This is a genomic window from Streptococcus sp. 22.1 (assembly GCF_016648645.1).
Taxonomy (GTDB): domain Bacteria; phylum Bacillota; class Bacilli; order Lactobacillales; family Streptococcaceae; genus Streptococcus.
Map to the genome: position 1 here is coordinate 88,708 of NZ_JACLQK010000001.1, position 18,553 is coordinate 107,260.

An 18,553-nucleotide genomic window follows, 5' to 3' on the forward strand; every position below is an offset into this window, starting at 1 on the left:
TTATTGTACTCTTTGTTTTTTGAGGAAATAGTATGAAAATAAACTGCGAAATTATTGGAAAAGTTGATTCAGGCGATGTCAGTAAAATTTCAATGGAAAATAATAATGGTGTTGTCATTTCCACACTCACAACAGGTGCTACACTTCAGGAGTTTTTGGTTCCAACAGAAACTGGTGCTCTTAAAAATATAGTACTTGGTTTCAGTGATTACGAGGATTACTATAAGAATAATTTATGTGCCTGCCAGTCTATTGGTAGGGTGGCTGGAAGAATTGGGAAAGCTTCGTATACTCATAATATGGTTCTTTATAGCCTTCCTAAGAATGAGGGAGAAAACTGTTTACATGGCGGTCCAAAAGGAATGCAGGTTCAAAATTGGAACTATGTCACAAACCTGAATGATGAATATGTTGAGACAAAATTTATTAGAAGACTTTATTCAAGTGTAGATGGCTTTCCTGGTGATGTTACAGTCTCTATTAGTTATAGACTTAACAATAATAACCGCTTAACAATACTCTTTGAAGCCTTCGATGTTACAGAGTCAACAGTCTTTAATCCGACAAACCATGTTTACTTTAATCTTAGCGACAAACAGGATTTATCAAGTCATGAGTTACAAATCTATTCAGACTATCGTTTAGAGTTGGATTCTGAGTTAATTCCAACAGGACAAAAAATTAATGTAGATGGAACGAATTATGATTTCAGAAAGACAACTGACTTGCTACCTCGAATTGAAGCAAATAATGGTTTTGATGATGCCTTTGTAGTTGGAGGGGAAACTTGTGATCATGTGAAAGAAGTAGCTGTTCTCCATGATAAAGAGAGTGGAGATGGTATCGAAATCTTCTCAAACAGAAATGGTTTAGTTATTTATACTATGGATATTATAGAGGATAATATTTACTTTGCGAGAGATCGAGGAACAATTGCAAAAGGACGAGAAGCTATAGCTATGGAAGCTCAAACACTCCCAGATGCCGTTAATCATACAGATTTTGGAGATATCATCTTGGAGGAGGGTCATAGTGTAAGCTATGAAATCGGTTTCCAATATTTTAATTCATCAAAATAATCATGTTTTAGTAAAAGTTTAGTAAAAAATCACTAAAACTATTGACGATTTAAACTAATACTTATATAATGTAAGCGTATTCAAAAAACAACTAACAGGAGGTTTTCGTAATGGGAAAATCTAAAGGTCAAATGAAGTCTCGTCTATCCTATTCAGCTGGTGCTTTTGGTAACGACGTCTTCTATGCAACGTTGTCAACATACTTTATCATGTTTGTGACAACTCACTTGTTTAACACAGGTGATCCAAAGCAAAATAGTCACTACGTACTATTAATTACTAACATCATCGCTATTTTGCGTATCTTGGAAGTATTTATCGATCCATTGATCGGTAACATGATTGATAACACTCATACTAAGTATGGTAAATTCAAACCATGGGTAGTTGGTGGTGGTATCATCAGTTCTATCGCCTTGTTGCTTCTCTTCACCGATTTAGGTGGTTTGAATAAAACAAATCCTTTCTTGTACCTTGTACTTTTCGGAATTATCTACCTTGTAATGGATGTCTTCTACTCAATTAAAGATATCGGTTTCTGGTCAATGATTCCTGCCTTGTCTCTTGACAGTCATGAACGTGAAAAAATGGCAACTTTTGCCCGTATTGGTTCTACGATTGGTGCCAATATTGTAGGTGTTGCCATCATGCCAATCGTTTTGTTCTTCTCTATGACGAACAGTAGTGGCTCTGGAGATAAATCTGGATGGTTCTGGTTTGCATTTATCGTTGCTCTCATTGGTGTGATTACATCAATTGCTGTTGGTATTGGTACACGTGAAGTTGAGTCAAAACTTCGTGATAACAAAGAAAAAACTAGCCTTAAACAAGTCTTTAAAGTTCTTGGTAAAAACGACCAATTGATGTGGTTGTCTCTCGGATATTGGTTCTATGGTCTTGGTATTAATACACTTAATGCTCTTCAACTTTTTTACTTCACATTTATCCTTGGTGATCCAGGGAAATATTCAATCCTTTACGGATTGAATACAGTTGTTGGTTTGGTTTCAGTTTCACTCTTCCCTAGCCTAGCTGGTAAATTCAACCGTAAACGTTTGTTCTATGGATGTATTGCAGTAATGCTCGGTGGTATCGGAATCTTTAGTATTGCAGGAACATCACTTCCAATGATCTTGACTGCTGCTGAACTTTTCTTTATTCCACAACCTCTTGTGTTCCTTGTTATCCTCATGATTATCTCTGACTCAGTAGAATATGGTCAATGGAAATTGGGACACCGTGATGAATCACTTACTTTGTCAGTTCGTCCACTTGTTGATAAACTTGGTGGTGCGATGTCAAACTGGCTTGTTTCTACAATTGCCGTAGCTGCTGGTATGACAACAGGTGCCTCAGCATCAACAATTACAACACATCAACAGTCTATCTTTAAGCTTAGCATGTTTGGTTTCCCAGCAGCAGCAATGCTTATCGGAGCCTTCATTATTGCTCGTAAAATCACTTTGACTGAAGCACGTCACGCTGAAATTGTTGAAGAATTGGAACATCGCTTTAGCGTAGCAACTTCTGAAAATGAAGTTAAAGCTAACGTCGTATCTCTTGTAAACCCTACAACTGGCCATTTGGTTGACCTCTCAAGTGTTAATGATGAACACTTTGCTTCAGGTAGCATGGGTAAAGGTTTCGCCATTAAACCTACTGATGGAGCTGTCTTTGCACCAATTAGTGGTACCATTCGTCAAGTTCTTCCTACTCGCCATGCAGTTGGTATTGAAAGTGAAGATGGTGTCATTGTTCTTATCCACGTTGGTATCGGAACAGTTAAACTTAAAGGTGAAGGATTCATTAGTTACGTAGAACAAGGTGATCGTGTTGAAGTTGGACAAAAACTTCTTGAGTTCTGGTCACCAATTATTGAGAAAAACGGTCTTGATGACACAGTACTTGTCACTGTAACCAATTCAGAAAAATTCAGTGCTTTCCATCTTGAACAAGAAGTTGGAGAAAAGGTAGAAGCTTTGTCTGAAGTTATTACCTTCAAAAAAGGAGAATAATCTATGAACACGACTGAAAAAATTCAAACTTACTTAAACGATCCAAAGATTGTTAGCGTTAATACTGTTGACGCTCACTCAGATCATAAGTATTTTGAATCTCTTGCAGAATTTTCTGAAGGGGAGATGAAGTTAAGACAATCTCTTAATGGAAAATGGAAAATTCACTATGCTCAGAATACAAATCAAGTTTTAAAAGACTTTTATAAAACAGAATTTGATGAAACTGATTTGAATTTCATCAATGTACCAGGTCATTTGGAACTTCAAGGTTTTGGTTCTCCACAATATGTGAATACCCAATATCCTTGGGATGGTAAAGAATTCCTTCGTCCACCTCAAGTTCCTCAAGAATCAAATGCTGTTGCATCATACGTTAAACATTTTACCTTGAATGATGCTTTAAAAGATAAAAAAGTATTTATCTCATTCCAAGGGGTTGCCACTTCCATCTTTGTATGGGTCAATGGTAACTTCGTAGGATACAGTGAAGATTCATTTACACCTAGTGAATTTGAAATCAGTGATTACCTTGTTGAAGGTGATAACAAGTTGGCGGTAGCTGTTTATCGTTACTCTACAGCAAGCTGGTTGGAAGACCAAGACTTCTGGAGACTTTACGGTATTTTCAGAGATGTTTACTTGTACGCTATTCCAAAAGTTCACGTTCAAGATCTCTTTGTTAAGGGAGATTATGATTACCAAACAAAAGCAGGTCAATTGGATATTGATTTGAAGACTGTTGGTGATTACGAAGATAAGAAAATTAAATATGTTCTTTCAGATCATGAAGGCATCGTTACAGAAGGTGATGCATCTGTTAATGCTGACGGTGAACTATCTGTAAGTCTTGAAGATTTGCAAATCAAACCTTGGAGTGCTGAAAGTCCTAAACTTTACAATTTGACCCTTCATGTTTTGGATGATGGCCAAGTTGTTGAAGTCGTTCCAGTTAAGGTTGGATTTAGACACTTTGAAATTAAAGATACACTCATGCTTTTGAATGGTAAGAGAATTGTCTTTAAAGGGGTTAACAGACACGAATTTAACGCTAGAACAGGACGTTGTATCACTGAAGAAGATATGCTTTGGGATATCAAAGTGATGAAACAACATAACATCAATGCTGTTCGTACTTCTCACTATCCGAACCAAACACGTTGGTATGAATTGTGTGATGAATATGGACTTTATGTTATCGATGAAGCCAACCTTGAAACACACGGTACATGGCAAAAACTTGGTCTAAGCGAACCTTCATGGAATATCCCAGCTAGTGAACCAGAATGGTTGCCTGCTTGTTTGGATCGTGCCAATAACATGTTCCAACGTGATAAGAACCATGCTAGTGTTATCATTTGGTCTTGTGGTAATGAATCATATGCTGGTAAAGATATTGCTGACATGGCTGATTACTTCCGTAGTGTTGACAATACTCGTCCAGTTCACTATGAAGGTGTTACATGGTGTCGTGAATTTGATTACATTACAGACATCGAAAGTCGTATGTATGCGAAACCAGCTGATATTGAAGAATACCTCACTAACAATCCTCAAAAACCTTATATTTCATGTGAATACATGCACACAATGGGTAACTCTGGTGGTGGATTGAAACTCTACACTGACTTAGAGAAATATCCAGAATACCAAGGTGGATTTATTTGGGACTTCATTGACCAAGCTATTTACAAACCACTTCCAAATGGTAGCGAATTTCTATCATATGGTGGTGACTGGCATGATAGACCTTCTGACTACGAATTTTGTGGAAATGGTATTGTCTTCGCAGATCGTACCCTAACTCCAAAACTTCAAACAGTTAAACATCTTTACTCTAATATTAAGATTGCTGTTGATGAAAAATCAGTAACTATCAAGAATGATAATGTCTTTGAAGATCTTTCTGCTTATACTTTCCTAGCTAGAGTTTACGAAGATGGTAGAAAAATTAGCGAAAGTGAATATCACTTTGATGTTAAACCAGGTGAAGAAGCAACATTCCCAGTAGAATTCGCTGTTGGATCTTCAAATGCTGAACGAATTTACGAAGTTGCTTGTGTTCAGAATGAAGCAACTGAATGGGCTCCAAAAGGACATGAAATTGTTCGTGGTCAATATGTTGCTGAAAAGATTAGCACTGAAACACCAGTTAAGGCACCTTTGAATGTTGTTGAAGGCGACTTCAACATCGGAATCCACGGACAAAACTTCTCTATCTTGCTTTCACGTGCACAAAATACGCTAGTATCTGCTAAGTATAATGGTGTTGAATTCATTGAGAAAGGTCCTAAACTTAACTTTACTCGTGCTTACACTGACAACGATCGTGGTGCTGGATATCCATTCGAAATGGCAGGCTGGAAAGTTGCTGGAAACTATAGTAAGGTTACAGATACTCAAATTCAAATTGAAGATGACTCTGTTAAAGTGACTTATGTTCATGAATTGCCTGGTTTTTCTGATGTCGAAGTTAAGGTAACTTATCAAGTTGATTACAAGGGTCGAATCTTTGTTACTGCAAACTATGATGGTAAAGCAGGTTTGCCAAACTTCCCTGAATTTGGTCTAGAATTTGCTATCGGTTCACAATTTACAAACCTAAGCTATTATGGATACGGTGCAGAAGAAAGCTACCTTGATAAACTTCCTGGTGCCTATCTTGGTCGATATGAAACATCTGTTGAAAAGACATTTGCTCCATATCTAATGCCACAAGAATCTGGTAATCACTATGGTACTCGTGAATTTACAGTATCTGATGATAACCATAATGGTCTTAAATTCACCGCACTTAATAAGGCATTCGAATTCAGTGCTTTGCGTAACAGTACTGAACAAATTGAAAATGCTCGTCATCAATATGAATTGCAACAATCTGATGCTACATGGATTAAAGTTCTTGCTGCTCAAATGGGTGTCGGTGGTGACGACTCATGGGGTGCTCCAGTTCATGACGAATTCTTGGTTAACTCAGCAGATAGCTATCAATTGAGCTTCGTGATTGAACCACTCAACTAAAGTATTATTGGACTTTGCCTCCAACGATATATTTGATAAAGGAAACTCGAAAGGGTTTCCTTTTGTCATGGTTTGAAGTAAGAAAAAAGGAAACAGACCTCTGTTTCCTTTTAAAATATAACTCAGTTTTCAATTCCCTTAAAAATGGGAGTGGTCAAGTAAAATTATGAAAAAGTGAGTTAAAGTTATTGATATAGAGAAGGGACTAAACCACTCCCAAGGCGTTAATGATTTTTTGTAGCTTTAAATGAAACTTGAAGATTATGCCTTGACGTTAATCGTCCAATGGCACTCTATCTAATATAAGTATACAACTTTGAGTTTAGATGTCCCAAAATAAGACTCTATGGATTCTTATCTGTATTGTGATTGGCGACTATTCTTGTCAATAAAAATTTAGGAGGTTGTTGATTTCACTGAGACTATAGTAATGTTCTATGAAAACGTGTACAATAGCAATTAGAGAATAAAACATAGATTGGAGTAGATTGATGACACCATCTTTTGAAGACTTCACAGAAAAAGCAGAAGCATTCTTAGAAGAACATATTACAGAGTATCTCAGTGTGGACATGGCTCTTGAAGATTTTGCAAGACAATACAACCAAGGGCTTTTTGATGAGATTACTTCCCCTGATTCAAAGCAGGAGAGAGCCTGGAAACTTATTGAAGAGGCTTATCATTATTATGAGGACGATCCTTCAAGAAGTCAGGAATTTTTGACAGAAGCTTTAAAACTAGATCCTGAAAATCTTGATGCTAAGCAGATGCTCTTGACTTTTCAAAGTCCTCTTGAACATCTAAAAGGCCTAATTGCTTTAGAAAAAGAGCAAAGGTCCAAGTGGGATCAAGGTCCAAAAATGGGCTGGGCTAATCTTGACGAGCGTCCTTATTTGTCTTTGAAGTATAATCTTGCTAAATTTTATTTAAGCAACAGTATGAAGCGGTTTGCTATTAAGGAATTTGAAGAGATTCTAGAGATAGATGTTCAAGATCACATGGGAGTCCGTTACGAATTGATGGCTACCTATTGTAATCTGGAGGATTTTGATAAGGCTAAAAACTTTTTCGAATGTGAGCAAATGGAATATCACGAAGAAGATTTGATGATAGTACCAATGATGACGGTCTCTCTAATGACGGGACATATTGAGGATGCGGATTTCTATTTTGATCTTCTCTATGCAAAAAATCCAGAGTTCGAAAATTATTTAAAAATGATTGAACAAGGTGATGACGAGCGTCTAGTTGCCGAAACGCTTAAAGTCAACCCTATCTTATTTGAAGCGAATAGTATGCAAAGTCTTTTGATGGTTTTTAATCAAGTCGTTGATCTGTCCCAGTCAGAATATTATTTTACTTGGTTAATCGAAAAATATCGTGCAAAACGTCCACAAAGACATGTTGCGAAAAAGAAAAATCCAGAATTGCACAAACTAATTAGAGAATTGGTGAAAAGTATAGAACCAAGCAAAGCCCTCCAAGGTCTTTCAATAAGTGTGGAGCGTATACTTCGTAAACATGGCTTAATAGAATTTAAAGATTTTAAAAAGAAAACGGAAGAGGAAGTAGCAGCGATTAGAGGAGTTGGAAAGGTGAGCATGGAAATCCTTAAAGAAAATGGTGTTGTCTTTAAAAAGAAGCGGAAAAAGAAGTAAGGAACTATTCATCAAACAAGCCGTAGCTAATCTTTGCAATTTTATCTGATATCCTTTAAGATAATTCTGTTACAACTTGAAAAGGAGAACAGGATGGAAACATATACACTTTCAAATGGCGTTACGATTCCTAAAATTGGTTTTGGGACTTGGCAGATTCCAGAAGGGGAAGAAGCTTATAACAGCGTTAGTTTAGCACTTAAGGCGGGTTACACACATATTGATACGGCGCAAATCTACGGTAACGAGGTTTCTGTAGGTAAGGCGATTGCAGATAGTGATGTGGCGCGTGAGGATATTTTCCTAACGACTAAACTCTGGAATGACAAGCACGATTACGATTTGGCTAAGGCCTCTATCGACGAGTCTCTTGAAAGACTAGGTGTGGATTATTTGGATCTTTTGCTCATCCACTGGCCTAATCCAAAGGCTCTTCGTGAGAATGATGCTTGGAAGGTTGGCAATGCAGGTGCTTGGAAGGCAATGGAAGAAGCCTACAAAGATGGTAAGGTGCGTGCTATCGGTGTGTCTAACTTTATGCAGCATCACCTTGATGCTCTCCTTGAAACGGCTGAAATTGTGCCACATGTTAACCAAATTCTCTTGGCTCCAGGTTGTGCCCAAGAAGATTTGGTTGCCTATTGCCAAGAGCGTGACATTCTTCTTGAAGCCTACAGTCCACTAGGTACTGGTAGCATTTTTGGAAATGAAGACGTAGAAGCAGTGGCTGAACGTAACGGAAAATCTGTTGCTCAAGTTGCCTTACGTTGGAGCCTTCAAAAAGGTTTCTTGCCACTACCTAAGTCAGTGACAGCAAAAAATATCGAAGCCAACTTGGATATCTTTGACTTTGATTTGTCAGAGGAAGATATGGCAGTATTGGATAAGATTCAAGGCATTAAAACTCAGGATGATCCTGATACAGTTAATTTTTAATAGGACTGCAAGCAACTCGTAAGGGTTGCTTTTTCTATTGTTTTACGAATAAAAGTATGAACCTATTATCAAAATTGACAAAAAGGAGGAGTGGTAATACAATGGTGTTACAAAAGAGAACGAGGTTAAGGATATGACAACAATTACATTGAAGGTTTCAGAAGCAGATAAGAAGTTCATGCAGGCAATTGCGAAATTCGAAGGCGTATCCTTGTCAGAATTAATTCGTACCAAGACTTTAGACGCTATTGAGGATGAATACGACGCTAGAGTAGCCGATTTGGCTTTGGCAGAATATGAAGACTATCTTGAAAACGGTGGGGAGGTGCTAAATTGGGATGACCTATAAGATAGTACCCACCCCTAAATTTGCCAAAAATTTTAAAAAGTTGGATTCTTTCGTCAGAAAACAAATTAAGTCTTATCTCAATCGTGTCACAGATAATCCAAGAGCCAAGGGTAAGGCCTTTGTTGCCAATCGCACTGGACAATGGCGCTATCGTATTGGTGCCTATCGTGTTATTGTCAATATTCAGGACAATGAACTAATCATACTTGCCCTCGAAGTCGGTCATAGACGTGATATCTATTAGCATCAACACATAGAATATCCTAGGTTCCGTTAATTTTTAATAGGATAGAAGCAACTCGTGAGGGTTGTTTTTTTCTACTGTGTGTTCCCGAATTTGCTATAATAAAGTTATCCTATCAATTACTATTAGAAGGGAAGTTATGTTATGGAATCGCGGAACCTTCTTCCTCAAAATACGCGTCTGATGGCTAATTTGTTGAGTTTCTCAGGAGGGGCTTTGGATGTCTTTTGTCATATGTACTATCATAGTTTGGTTGCTACACAGACTGGGAATATCCTTCTCTTGGTCGCTGACTGGCAGAACAGTAGTATGTACTATAACTTGTTGCGTTGCTTTTCAATCTTATTCTTTTCTTTAGGCTTTCTTTTTGGCATGTGGTTTAAAGACCAGCGTAAGAATGCCTATTGGCGAGTTTATGGTCTTCTTCCACTTTGTGTGATGACAGCTATCCTGCCTTTTCTACCTTCAAATGCCTTGATTGAGCTCCCGATTATCGCTTTTTCTGCAGGTATCATGATGAAGACTTTTACTGGCAGTCAGATTGAGAATCATCCCTTCGTGATATTTATGACCTCAGGAAATTATCGAAGGATGTTAACGGCCCTCTATTATGCCATTCAGGGAAGTTGTGATCAGAGAGAATATCGTCGTCAGGCTGTCAATTATAGCTTTATCGTAGGGAGCTTTGTCGTTGGTGCTATCGTCTCAGCCGTTCTGATGCATTTTGTGCATCTTAAGTCAATCTGGGTAATCACACTCAGTCTTATTACCATCATGGTTTACTATTCATCTGAAGTGAAACGGCTAGGGCTCAAGGAAACTAATCTTTAGTCGTCTGTAGCAAATATTTTTGATAACAATTGTCTTGTGTTATAATTTTGATTATATTATTTTCATTTAATCAAAAAAAGGAGACATAAGATGCCTGTAGTAAGCAATGATTTTTCGGATATCGTTTATAACCGTCGTTCCATTCGTAACTTTGATCCATCTGTTAAGATTCCGCGAGAAGAACTGTTGGAAATCCTAGATAAAACTGTCACAGCACCATCATCAGTCAACATGCAACCTTGGCGTTTTGTCGTCGTTGATAGCGAAGAGGGTAAGGAAAAATTGACACCTTTTGTCAGCTACAATGGTGTGCAAAATGAAACATCATCAGCCATGGTCCTTATTTTTGCCGATTTGAAGAGCCAAGAAAGAGCTGAAGATATCTACGGTAAGGCTGTTGCTCAAGGAAAAATGCCTGAAGAGGTCAAAGAAAAGCAACTGTCAAGCATTGTACTAATGTATGAAAATGCTCCTCGCGAAATGATGAATGAAATTGTCCACATCGATGCTAGCCTTGCTGCCATGCAGTTGATGTTGGTCGCTCGTTCTTATGGTTATGATACCAACGCTATCGGTGGTTATAAAAAAGATGGGCTTGCCAAAGCCTTTGGACTTGATGAAGACCGTCATGTACCAGTTTTGCTCATTGCTCTTGGGAAAGCCAATGAAGAAGGCTTTGAGTCTGTTCGTCTGGATGCTTCTGATGTGACGACTTTTGCTTAATAAATAATTGACCGTAAGTCTCGGAAGTGGAGGCTTACGGTTTTTTGTATTAAAAGATAGCTAAGTGTTTTTAGTAAGATTAGGTAGTTGCTTTAACCCATGATTAAGGTAAGTCCTTTTCCTTTGTGTTATAATGAAGAAAAACGTTGAATGTAAAGTTTATTTTGCCTTTTACTAGGAGTCTTTTATGACAAACTATTTGGTCCAGAGGTTTCTCTGGTTTCGTGAGCGAGGCTTCGTCCAAATTACGCAGAAAACTTTGGTTTCGCTCTTTCCCTTTTTCCTATTTTCAGGAATTATTCGGGTGATTTCACTATCTGTCTTTTCGGAGCTTGGTTATATTAATCAATTGTTTTCAGTTTCTGACTGGTTACCGGCCTTTAAGATAACTGGGCAGGTGCTCATTAATCTTTCCAACTTTCTTGGTGGCTTAGCTGGGCCCTTATCAACCTACTTTGCAGGAAAATACACAGCTGGTCACTATGGTAGAAGTACTGGTACAGCTGGTGTGACATCCCTTTTGGTTAGCTTAATTATAGGATCGCAGGAGCTGTTGCTGTCACCGCTAAACGATGGTGTTTTGACTCGCATCAATTTACCGGCTTCAATCAACATTATGTTGGCTATCTTTGTGGGCTATCTGGTTGGCCAGATTTTTCGCTTTTCAAGAGCTAGTGATGATCAGATTGTGGACAAGGACTATATTTATCAACCAAAGACCGTCCGTCCCATTTTTTTGTCACTCATTTTAGCTATTGGACTTAACATTCTCTTTGTGATTGGAGAGCAAGATAATGTTTTTCTGACGATTAGGCAGGTTACCTCTACCTTTACTGTAACTGATAATCACCTGTTCTCAACCTTTATGATGGGACTTTTGAACACTTTTTCTGCTTGGATTGGAAATAGTCAGGCTTTTGCCCTAAATTCAATTGCCGAGGATAGTTTTGCCTTGGAAAATTTGACCTATGCTGTTTCCCATCATACGACGACTGGGCTTCCCCACCTTTACACACTAACAAATCTTTATCATAGTTATGGCTTGGTTGCTGGCATTGGCTCAGGGCTAGCCCTCTTGGTGGCTCTGCTTTTAGCATCAACCAGTTATAAGGATAAGAAGGTGAGTCTTCTAAGTGTCTTTCCTAGTCTCTTTAACAATGGTGCTCCATTTATGGTGGGGATACCAGTCTTGCTTAATTTAGTTTATTTGGTTCCTTTCCTACTGGCACCTATAATCAATATGGGCATTGCTGCGGTGGCCTTGGCTATTCATCTTATGCCAGCTGCGGTTTATCCAGTTCCAGATGGTACACCAAGTCTTCTTTTCGCCTTTATCGGAACTGGGGGTAGTTTACGAGCTCTTGCTGTCAGTCTGCTCTGTTTTGCAGTCGACATTGTTATCTTTATTCCATTTGTGCGTCTGTCTAATAAGGTGCAACACGGTTTGAAAGAGGAAGGAGAAAGCATTGAAACTAAATAAAAAAACTAAGTTGGTCTTTATCCTTGTTGCTTTCTTTCTCATTGGGTTAGCCGTCCCATCCTATAGTTGGACCAGGAAAAATGTCAAGGAAATAGAGACTTTCTATAATTCAAAATTGTCTCCCATTATCATGATTCCAGGGAGCTCCGCTACGGAAAATAGATTCGACGGCCTAGTACGTAAGCTCAATCAAGACCGTCGTGGTGTCAAGCATAGCCTTCTCAAAGTCAAGGTCTGGAACAATGGACGGATTACCTTTGAGGGTAAAATCAAGGATAAGGATAACGAGCCAGTCATTGTTATTGGATTTGAGAATAACAAAGATGGCTATAACAATATCAAGAAACAAACCAAGATGATGAATCAGGCATTTGAAGCCTTGCAGAATAAATACAATTTCAATAATTTTAAAGGGTTGGGGCATTCAAATGGTGGCTTGATTTATACGGCTTTTATTGAAAATTATCTTAGCGACTACAATGTCAAGATAAATTCTTTGATGACTATCGGAACGCCCTATAATTTCACTGAAACCAATATTAAAAATAAATCGGTCATGCTAGCAGACTTTATAGCTGCTAAGGAGAATATTCCGTCTACCCTACATGTCTATTCGGTAGCGGGAACCATCACCTATGATTCGGACGAGCTGGTTCCAGATGCTAGCGTGTCCGCTGGGAAATATATCTATCAGAATCAGGCAAAAAGTTATACTGAAATCACTGTTACAGGTGAAGATGCCCAACACTCGGATTTACCAACCAATGATGAAGTAGTGGAACTAATCAAACAACATATCGAGGGACAAGGTGTTCGTAAGAAGCAAAAGACCAATCTAGAACCTCAATAGGCTATAATACTATGTATTATTAGTCTAGTTAGTTATTATCAAATACAAAAGAATAGAGTCTACGATGGCTCTATTTTTTTAGTGTAAGACTGACTCTTTAAGTTGTTGTAACCCCTTGTTTTACAACGTTGGTTTTGTTATAATTGATTGAAAAGAAAAAGATGAATGAGAGGTTCTGATATGCAAATACCAAGTCGCTTTACCATTGCTGTTCATATTTTGACCCTTATAGCACAAAATAAGGGAAATGAAACTAAGCTAACCAGTGATTTAATGGCAGGTAGTGTGGGGGTTAATCCAGTTATTATCCGCAAAACCTTGTCGCAACTGAAGAAAGCAGACTTGATTTCAGTTCAAAGGGGAAGTGGAGGAGCCACATTAGCCAAGGTACCAGAGGAGATTAACCTTTTGCAGGTTTATCGTGCGGTGGATAGCATCGGTCCAAGTGGCAAACTCTTTAGTTTTCATGACAATCCTAATCCAGCGTGTCCAGTAGGACGTAATATCCATGGGATTTTGGATCAGAGCCTAGAAGACGTTCAAATGGCAATGGAAAAGGAACTCGAAAAGAAAACTTTGGCTGGTATTTTAAAGGATGCTAAGGCCAACTGGAAAGAAGCTGGAGCTTGATTTTTAGATTTTAAACTATAAGAAATCGAAAGTTTTTCGGTTTCTTTTTTAATTCCCAAGTTGTAATGATTGACGTGACAATATAAAAAGTTATAATGTAATTCATATAATTACAACACAGGAGAAAATCATATGACATACGACTACAATAGTAAGATTTACCTCGCGGAGACGGTACTCAATGTGAAGGACTTGGCACGTCAGACAGCCTTTTATACACAGGTTATAGGACTTGAAATCCTATCTCAAACTGCAACAGAAATTGTTTTGGGTGCTGGAAACAAGCCGCTAGTTCACTTGATTGAAACCAATCGTGAGGAAGCGGTCAAGTCTAGTTATGGTCTCTACCATATGGCAATTTTGTTGCCATCTCGCGAGGATTTGGCAGATGTTTTCAAACATATTGCTGAGCTAGATTATCCATTTGTCGGTGCAGCTGACCACGGTTATAGTGAAGCCCTTTATTTGGAAGACCTTGAAGGCAATGGTATTGAGCTCTATAGAGACAAGCCTGTTGCTGAATGGGATATTCGTGAGGATGGTCGCATCGTTGGTGTAACAGAAGAACTATCAGCTCAAGAAATTTACGAGATGGGACGCAAGGTTGAGCCATTTGTGATAGCTAAGGATACTCGTATGGGGCATATTCATTTATCGGTCAAAGATAGTCAGCTAGCAACGGCTTTCTATCAGGATGTTTTGGAGCTGGCAGATAAGTATACCATTCCAAGTGCTAGTTGGATTGCTTCAGGTGATTACCATCACCACTTGGCTGTCAATGAATGGGGTGGCAAAAACTTAGCCAAACGTGAAAAAGGGATGATTGGTCTTGCCTACTACGTCCTTGAAGTAGAAGACAAAGAAGATTTGATTACCATAGCAGAACGTGCTAAGAATCGTGGAGCAGAGGTCAAATGGTTATCTTCTAATGCGTTAATCTTCGAGGATAATGATGGTATTTTGACACGAGTGAGAAAAAATATTAATAATTAGTGATTTTCAAGTCGTAACTATTGACATTACATTTGAAAGGTCTATAATGGTTATTGTAATCAAAGTTGTTACAAATAAACTTAACAATTTTAACAATTAACATTCATCACAAAGAAAGAGGGAATAACTATGACCTACTTTACAGACTTACAAACAAAGCGCCGTTCTATCTACGCATTAGGAAAAGACCTTGAGCTCTCTAACCAAGAATTGATTGAAACCGTTCAAGGGGCTGTTCTTAACACTCCGACAGCCTTTAACTCACAAACATCACGTGTGGTGATTTTGCTGGATGAAGAATCAGATGCTTTCTGGAATGAAATCGCTTATTCAGAGCTTGAAAAAGTAACGCCAGCAGAAGCTTTTGAGGCAACAAAAGAACGTTTGGCAGGTTTTGCCCAAGCTAAGGGAACAATCCTCTTCTACGAAGATCAAGATGTAGTGAAAGGCCTTCAAGAGCAATTCCCACTTTACGTTGAAAACTTCCCAATTTGGTCAGAGCAAGGTCACGGAATCGCTCTTTATGCAACGTGGTTGGCTTTGGCTGAGAAGAATATCGGCATGAACGTACAACACTACAATCCACTTGTTGATGCCCAATTGGCTGAAAAATACGACATTCCAGCTAACTGGAAACTCCGTGCTCAAGCACCATTTGGTCAAATCGTTGCACCAGCAGGAGATAAAGACATCCAAACAGAAGGTCGTTTCAAAGTTTTTGGCGACAAATAATCACTTTAATTTAGTCAGTCGGCTTGGCAATGACTGAACAAAATCATAATGATAAGACAAAAAAGTAGCAGGGTTGAGAAATCCTGTTATTTTTTTATCTTAAAAATAGTAATACCCAAGGAAAGTTATAGCTTGAATTTTAAAACTTCCCTTAGGTGATAGCAAATGTCAGCGGCCTTCTAAGAAATTCTATGAGTAAAGTTTGAATCCTCGATTTTAAATTTTTAGGCTCGGGCTAAGACAATTCTCCCAACTTCCGAGTATCTGAAACTATTTGGTTTCGGGCGCTTGCGTAACGGCATCTTGCACATCAATTATTCTAAGTCATTTTTTTGAAGAAGAAGTGATATAAGATGTTAGAAAAGTTGTGTTATTTATATCATATTTCCAATTATTTTGATAATATTCTTTTTATTTTTGACAAAGATGCTTGTCAAAAATAAAAAGAAGCGTTACAATAGTTTTAGACGAAAGAAGGAGAGGTATTCTTATGGGAGCCATATGGATTCTTTTTATCCCTTTTATAGTTATATTTTATGCAAGCTCAGAAAAGAAGATAAAAGGATTGAACAGACGTATCAAAGGGTTGGAAAAACAATTGAAAGGAAATAAAGAAATGTCTCGACTTTTAGAAGAATTGAAAGGGCAAACGGTCAGTGTTAGACTAAATGGTTTTGGAAGTAATTGGAAAATTGTTGATTTTGATGAAGATTGGGTCAAATTAAGCCGTGTGATTAAGCAACATAGAGTGACAAAATTAGTTCGTATTGAAGATGTTGAATTAATTCAACAATTGAGGTAGCCATAATGATCTTAAAAAATCGACTGAAAGAGCTGAGGGCGCGTGATGGGCTCAACCAATCTGAGCTAGCCAAGTTAGCAGGGGTCTCACGTCAGTCCATCAGTCTCTTGGAGCGAGGGGAATATACCCCTTCTGTAATTATTGCCATCACCATCGCCCAGGTTTTTAAAGAGCCTGTGGAAAATGTTTTTAGTCTTGTAGAGGAAGAGGAATGATTATGAAAAAGCAACAACAAGAACGATCTCCACGTTACCGTTTTTGGAGAAATGTAGGGATCATTACAGTTTCTGGTTTGATCGGAGGAGTCATCGGAGTTTTGACAGGCATGTTTGGATCAGAAAAGCCACTTGAAATCCAAACCTTCTTTAGTAAAGAAGTACTCTTTTTGGACTCAGCAGTTTTATTTCTGATCGTATTTATACTCACGATGGCCTTGTTGATTCATGCGAGAAAAGTCCATCAAAAAATGCTCCAAATAGATGACGAAGATGAGGCCTATCACTATGACATTCAAAAGAATAAACTGTATGGTTTAGCGACCATTTTTAAAGGCATCATGATCTTGTCATATTTTTTAGTCATCATCTTTTATTGTCAATTGATGTCTATGGATAGACCTGGCACAGGGAACTTGGCTTTTATCTTTGGAGACTTTACCATGCTCTATCTTTTTCTTGCCTTGATTGTCCTATTTTTCCTAGTGGATTCCTTCTATCGAAAGACCTTTCATCAGCTTTATGGAAAACCAATTCCCCGCAATGCCAATGCCAAGGAAGTGCGTATATTCATGATGAGTATGATGGATGAAGCAGAAAAGCAGATTAGCTACGAGGAAAATTTCGAAGTGGTTGTCAAGTTAAGCAATTATATCTTGCCGAGCCTTCTCCTTGTTCTCTTAATTATTGGAATTGCCTTCCAGACGGATATCCTTTTAGCTTTGATTGTTGTATCCATCATCTATATTTATATCCTTATTTCACAATACAAGATTACCAAACGTTATTATAAAGAGTAAATGTATCATCCATGTTAGAAATCTGTAAAAGCTTTTGGAAGTGATAGAGAGCCCTTCTTATTGAATATCTTATCTTCCATTACCATCAATGGGTGTACTATCGGTCTTGAATCTTAGGGATTATGGGAGATTATCAAACTTTCCCTTAGCTTTCGTTTATTATCTAAGCCCTCAGTTGATGCTGAGGGTCTTTTATTTCTCAATTGATTTTTGAAACCCTTTTCACTACAATAGAGATACAGAAAAGGAGGCAGAGATGAAGTATATTGATTTTGCTGAAAATGAGCGTTTATCAACCATTGTCCTTGGGATGATGCGGATCAGTCAGATGAGTGAAGATGAGGTGGAGGCCTTGGTGGAGGCAGCCTTGTCAATTGGCATTAACACTTTTGATCTGGCAGATATCTATGGCGATGGCCAGTGTGAGGTCCTGCTGGGTAAGGTTCTCAAGCGCCGTCCGGATCTTCGGAATCAGATGTGGATCCAGTCCAAGTGTGGGATTCGCAAAGATGGTTTTACTTATTTTGATTTTTCTAAGGACTATATTTTGGACTCTGTCGATGGCATCCTCGAGCGCCTCCAGATCGAGCGCTTAGATAGTCTCCTCCTTCACCGACCGGATGCCCTCATGGAGCCTGAAGAAGTGGCAGCAGCTTTTGATTACTTGGAGCAAGCTGGCAAGGTCCGTCATTTTGGGGTGTCCAATCAAAATCCTATGATGATGGAATTGCTCAAAACAGCTGTCAAACAACCCCTCAAGGTCAACCAGTTGCAGTTGAGTGCCGCCTTTACACCGAGCTTTGAAGCTGGTTTTCATGTCAACATGGAAGGGCCAAAAGCAGCCGTGCGAGATGGCAGTGTCTTTGAGTATTGTCGCTTAACCGATACGGTGATTCAAGCCTGGTCTGTCCTTCAGCATGGCTATTTCAAAGGGAACTTTGTCGGCAAGGAAGAGTTTGTAGCCCTCAATCAGGTCCTCAATGACTTGGCGAAGAAATACCAAGTCACTCCGACAGCCATTGCCCTAGCTTGGGTCCTCCGTTATCCAGGTAAGATGCAGGCCGTCATCGGAACGACCAAACTCCAGCATGTCCTTGAAGCGGGGAAAGCAGTAACCGTTACCCTAACGCGCAAGGAATGGTACCAAATCTACTTGGCTGCAGGTAATGATTTGCCTTAGAATAGTTGTTAGTAG

Annotated in this window: 18 protein-coding genes; all 18 read left to right on the forward strand. The window is 38.6% G+C overall.

The features are described from left to right. Nucleotides 1-32 precede the first annotated feature (32 nt). The 18 genes from H7U04_RS00275 (at nucleotide 33) to H7U04_RS00360 (ending at nucleotide 18,538) form a co-directional block, all read left to right on the forward strand. Nucleotides 33-1,079 carry a galactose mutarotase gene (locus H7U04_RS00275; protein WP_014634731.1) on the forward strand — a complete coding sequence of 349 codons (1,047 nt, stop codon included), beginning with the start codon at nucleotides 33-35 and terminating at the stop codon, nucleotides 1,077-1,079. Nucleotides 1,080-1,189: 110 nt separating this feature from the next. Next, nucleotides 1,190-3,094: a PTS sugar transporter subunit IIA gene (locus tag H7U04_RS00280; RefSeq protein WP_014632923.1), complete on the forward strand. Its 1,905-nt coding sequence runs from the start codon at nucleotides 1,190-1,192 to the stop codon at nucleotides 3,092-3,094. A gap of 3 nt (nucleotides 3,095-3,097) precedes the next feature. Next, nucleotides 3,098-6,115: a glycoside hydrolase family 2 TIM barrel-domain containing protein gene (locus H7U04_RS00285; RefSeq protein ID WP_155197969.1), complete on the forward strand. Its 3,018-nt coding sequence runs from the start codon at nucleotides 3,098-3,100 to the stop codon at nucleotides 6,113-6,115. Nucleotides 6,116-6,606: 491 nt separating this feature from the next. Next, complete coding sequence (locus H7U04_RS00290; RefSeq protein ID WP_241672406.1) at nucleotides 6,607-7,773, forward strand: hypothetical protein; 1,167 nt, start codon at nucleotides 6,607-6,609, stop codon at nucleotides 7,771-7,773. 93 nt (nucleotides 7,774-7,866) lie between these two features. Beyond that, nucleotides 7,867-8,709 carry an aldo/keto reductase gene (locus H7U04_RS00295; RefSeq protein WP_201042826.1) on the forward strand — a complete coding sequence of 281 codons (843 nt, stop codon included), beginning with the start codon at nucleotides 7,867-7,869 and terminating at the stop codon, nucleotides 8,707-8,709. A 133-nt stretch (nucleotides 8,710-8,842) separates the two neighbouring features. Further along, nucleotides 8,843-9,058, forward strand: a complete 216-nt coding sequence (gene relB, locus H7U04_RS00300; protein WP_013990356.1) for a type II toxin-antitoxin system RelB family antitoxin — start codon at nucleotides 8,843-8,845, stop codon at nucleotides 9,056-9,058. Further along, complete coding sequence (locus H7U04_RS00305) at nucleotides 9,048-9,302, forward strand: type II toxin-antitoxin system RelE family toxin (RefSeq protein WP_070655918.1); 255 nt, start codon at nucleotides 9,048-9,050, stop codon at nucleotides 9,300-9,302. Before relB ends, H7U04_RS00305 begins: the two co-directional genes overlap by 11 nt. A gap of 144 nt (nucleotides 9,303-9,446) precedes the next feature. After that, nucleotides 9,447-10,133, forward strand: coding sequence for a YoaK family protein (locus H7U04_RS00310; protein ID WP_148512585.1), 687 nt, complete (start codon nucleotides 9,447-9,449; stop codon nucleotides 10,131-10,133). Between the two features lie 90 nt (nucleotides 10,134-10,223). After that, the gene (locus H7U04_RS00315) at nucleotides 10,224-10,856 is read left to right on the forward strand and encodes a nitroreductase family protein (RefSeq protein ID WP_201042824.1); all 633 of its coding nucleotides are present in this window, start codon (nucleotides 10,224-10,226) and stop codon (nucleotides 10,854-10,856) included. 187 nt (nucleotides 10,857-11,043) lie between these two features. Further along, on the forward strand, nucleotides 11,044-12,336 hold the full coding sequence (locus H7U04_RS00320; protein ID WP_048675316.1) for a PTS sugar transporter subunit IIC: 1,293 nt from the start codon (nucleotides 11,044-11,046) through the stop codon (nucleotides 12,334-12,336). Next, nucleotides 12,323-13,186 carry an alpha/beta hydrolase gene (locus tag H7U04_RS00325; RefSeq protein ID WP_201059208.1) on the forward strand — a complete coding sequence of 288 codons (864 nt, stop codon included), beginning with the start codon at nucleotides 12,323-12,325 and terminating at the stop codon, nucleotides 13,184-13,186. Before H7U04_RS00320 ends, H7U04_RS00325 begins: the two co-directional genes overlap by 14 nt. 180 nt (nucleotides 13,187-13,366) lie before the next feature. After that, on the forward strand, nucleotides 13,367-13,816 hold the full coding sequence (locus H7U04_RS00330) for an Rrf2 family transcriptional regulator (protein ID WP_037602342.1): 450 nt from the start codon (nucleotides 13,367-13,369) through the stop codon (nucleotides 13,814-13,816). 132 nt (nucleotides 13,817-13,948) lie between these two features. Continuing rightward, nucleotides 13,949-14,809: a VOC family protein gene (locus H7U04_RS00335; protein ID WP_037602211.1), complete on the forward strand. Its 861-nt coding sequence runs from the start codon at nucleotides 13,949-13,951 to the stop codon at nucleotides 14,807-14,809. 129 nt (nucleotides 14,810-14,938) lie between these two features. After that, nucleotides 14,939-15,541 carry a nitroreductase family protein gene (locus tag H7U04_RS00340; protein WP_201059209.1) on the forward strand — a complete coding sequence of 201 codons (603 nt, stop codon included), beginning with the start codon at nucleotides 14,939-14,941 and terminating at the stop codon, nucleotides 15,539-15,541. Between the two features lie 490 nt (nucleotides 15,542-16,031). Beyond that, a complete protein-coding gene (locus H7U04_RS00345) occupies nucleotides 16,032-16,343 on the forward strand; it encodes a hypothetical protein (RefSeq protein ID WP_064525273.1) in 312 nt (103 codons plus the stop codon). A 5-nt stretch (nucleotides 16,344-16,348) separates the two neighbouring features. Then, nucleotides 16,349-16,558: a helix-turn-helix transcriptional regulator gene (locus tag H7U04_RS00350; protein WP_021143931.1), complete on the forward strand. Its 210-nt coding sequence runs from the start codon at nucleotides 16,349-16,351 to the stop codon at nucleotides 16,556-16,558. Then, complete coding sequence (locus H7U04_RS00355; RefSeq protein WP_171963566.1) at nucleotides 16,555-17,358, forward strand: DUF3169 family protein; 804 nt, start codon at nucleotides 16,555-16,557, stop codon at nucleotides 17,356-17,358. Before H7U04_RS00350 ends, H7U04_RS00355 begins: the two co-directional genes overlap by 4 nt. Before the next feature lie 256 nt (nucleotides 17,359-17,614). Further along, complete coding sequence (locus tag H7U04_RS00360; protein ID WP_073687040.1) at nucleotides 17,615-18,538, forward strand: aldo/keto reductase; 924 nt, start codon at nucleotides 17,615-17,617, stop codon at nucleotides 18,536-18,538. Nucleotides 18,539-18,553: the final 15 nt, after the last annotated feature.

Excerpts from the sequence above, each read along its gene's own strand:
- H7U04_RS00275 (WP_014634731.1), top strand. The coding sequence starts at position 33 with ATGAAAATAAACTGCGAAATTATTGGAAAAGTTGATTCAGGCGATGTC.
- H7U04_RS00280 (WP_014632923.1), top strand. The coding sequence starts at position 1,190 with ATGGGAAAATCTAAAGGTCAAATGAAGTCTCGTCTATCCTATTCAGCT.
- H7U04_RS00285 (WP_155197969.1), top strand. The coding sequence starts at position 3,098 with ATGAACACGACTGAAAAAATTCAAACTTACTTAAACGATCCAAAGATT.
- H7U04_RS00290 (WP_241672406.1), top strand. The coding sequence starts at position 6,607 with ATGACACCATCTTTTGAAGACTTCACAGAAAAAGCAGAAGCATTCTTA.
- H7U04_RS00295 (WP_201042826.1), top strand. The coding sequence starts at position 7,867 with ATGGAAACATATACACTTTCAAATGGCGTTACGATTCCTAAAATTGGT.
- relB (WP_013990356.1), top strand. The coding sequence starts at position 8,843 with ATGACAACAATTACATTGAAGGTTTCAGAAGCAGATAAGAAGTTCATG.
- H7U04_RS00305 (WP_070655918.1), top strand. The coding sequence starts at position 9,048 with ATGACCTATAAGATAGTACCCACCCCTAAATTTGCCAAAAATTTTAAA.
- H7U04_RS00310 (WP_148512585.1), top strand. The coding sequence starts at position 9,447 with ATGGAATCGCGGAACCTTCTTCCTCAAAATACGCGTCTGATGGCTAAT.
- H7U04_RS00315 (WP_201042824.1), top strand. The coding sequence starts at position 10,224 with ATGCCTGTAGTAAGCAATGATTTTTCGGATATCGTTTATAACCGTCGT.
- H7U04_RS00320 (WP_048675316.1), top strand. The coding sequence starts at position 11,044 with ATGACAAACTATTTGGTCCAGAGGTTTCTCTGGTTTCGTGAGCGAGGC.
- H7U04_RS00330 (WP_037602342.1), top strand. The coding sequence starts at position 13,367 with ATGCAAATACCAAGTCGCTTTACCATTGCTGTTCATATTTTGACCCTT.
- H7U04_RS00335 (WP_037602211.1), top strand. The coding sequence starts at position 13,949 with ATGACATACGACTACAATAGTAAGATTTACCTCGCGGAGACGGTACTC.
- H7U04_RS00340 (WP_201059209.1), top strand. The coding sequence starts at position 14,939 with ATGACCTACTTTACAGACTTACAAACAAAGCGCCGTTCTATCTACGCA.
- H7U04_RS00345 (WP_064525273.1), top strand. The coding sequence starts at position 16,032 with ATGGGAGCCATATGGATTCTTTTTATCCCTTTTATAGTTATATTTTAT.
- H7U04_RS00350 (WP_021143931.1), top strand. The coding sequence starts at position 16,349 with ATGATCTTAAAAAATCGACTGAAAGAGCTGAGGGCGCGTGATGGGCTC.
- H7U04_RS00355 (WP_171963566.1), top strand. The coding sequence starts at position 16,555 with ATGATTATGAAAAAGCAACAACAAGAACGATCTCCACGTTACCGTTTT.
- H7U04_RS00360 (WP_073687040.1), top strand. The coding sequence starts at position 17,615 with ATGAAGTATATTGATTTTGCTGAAAATGAGCGTTTATCAACCATTGTC.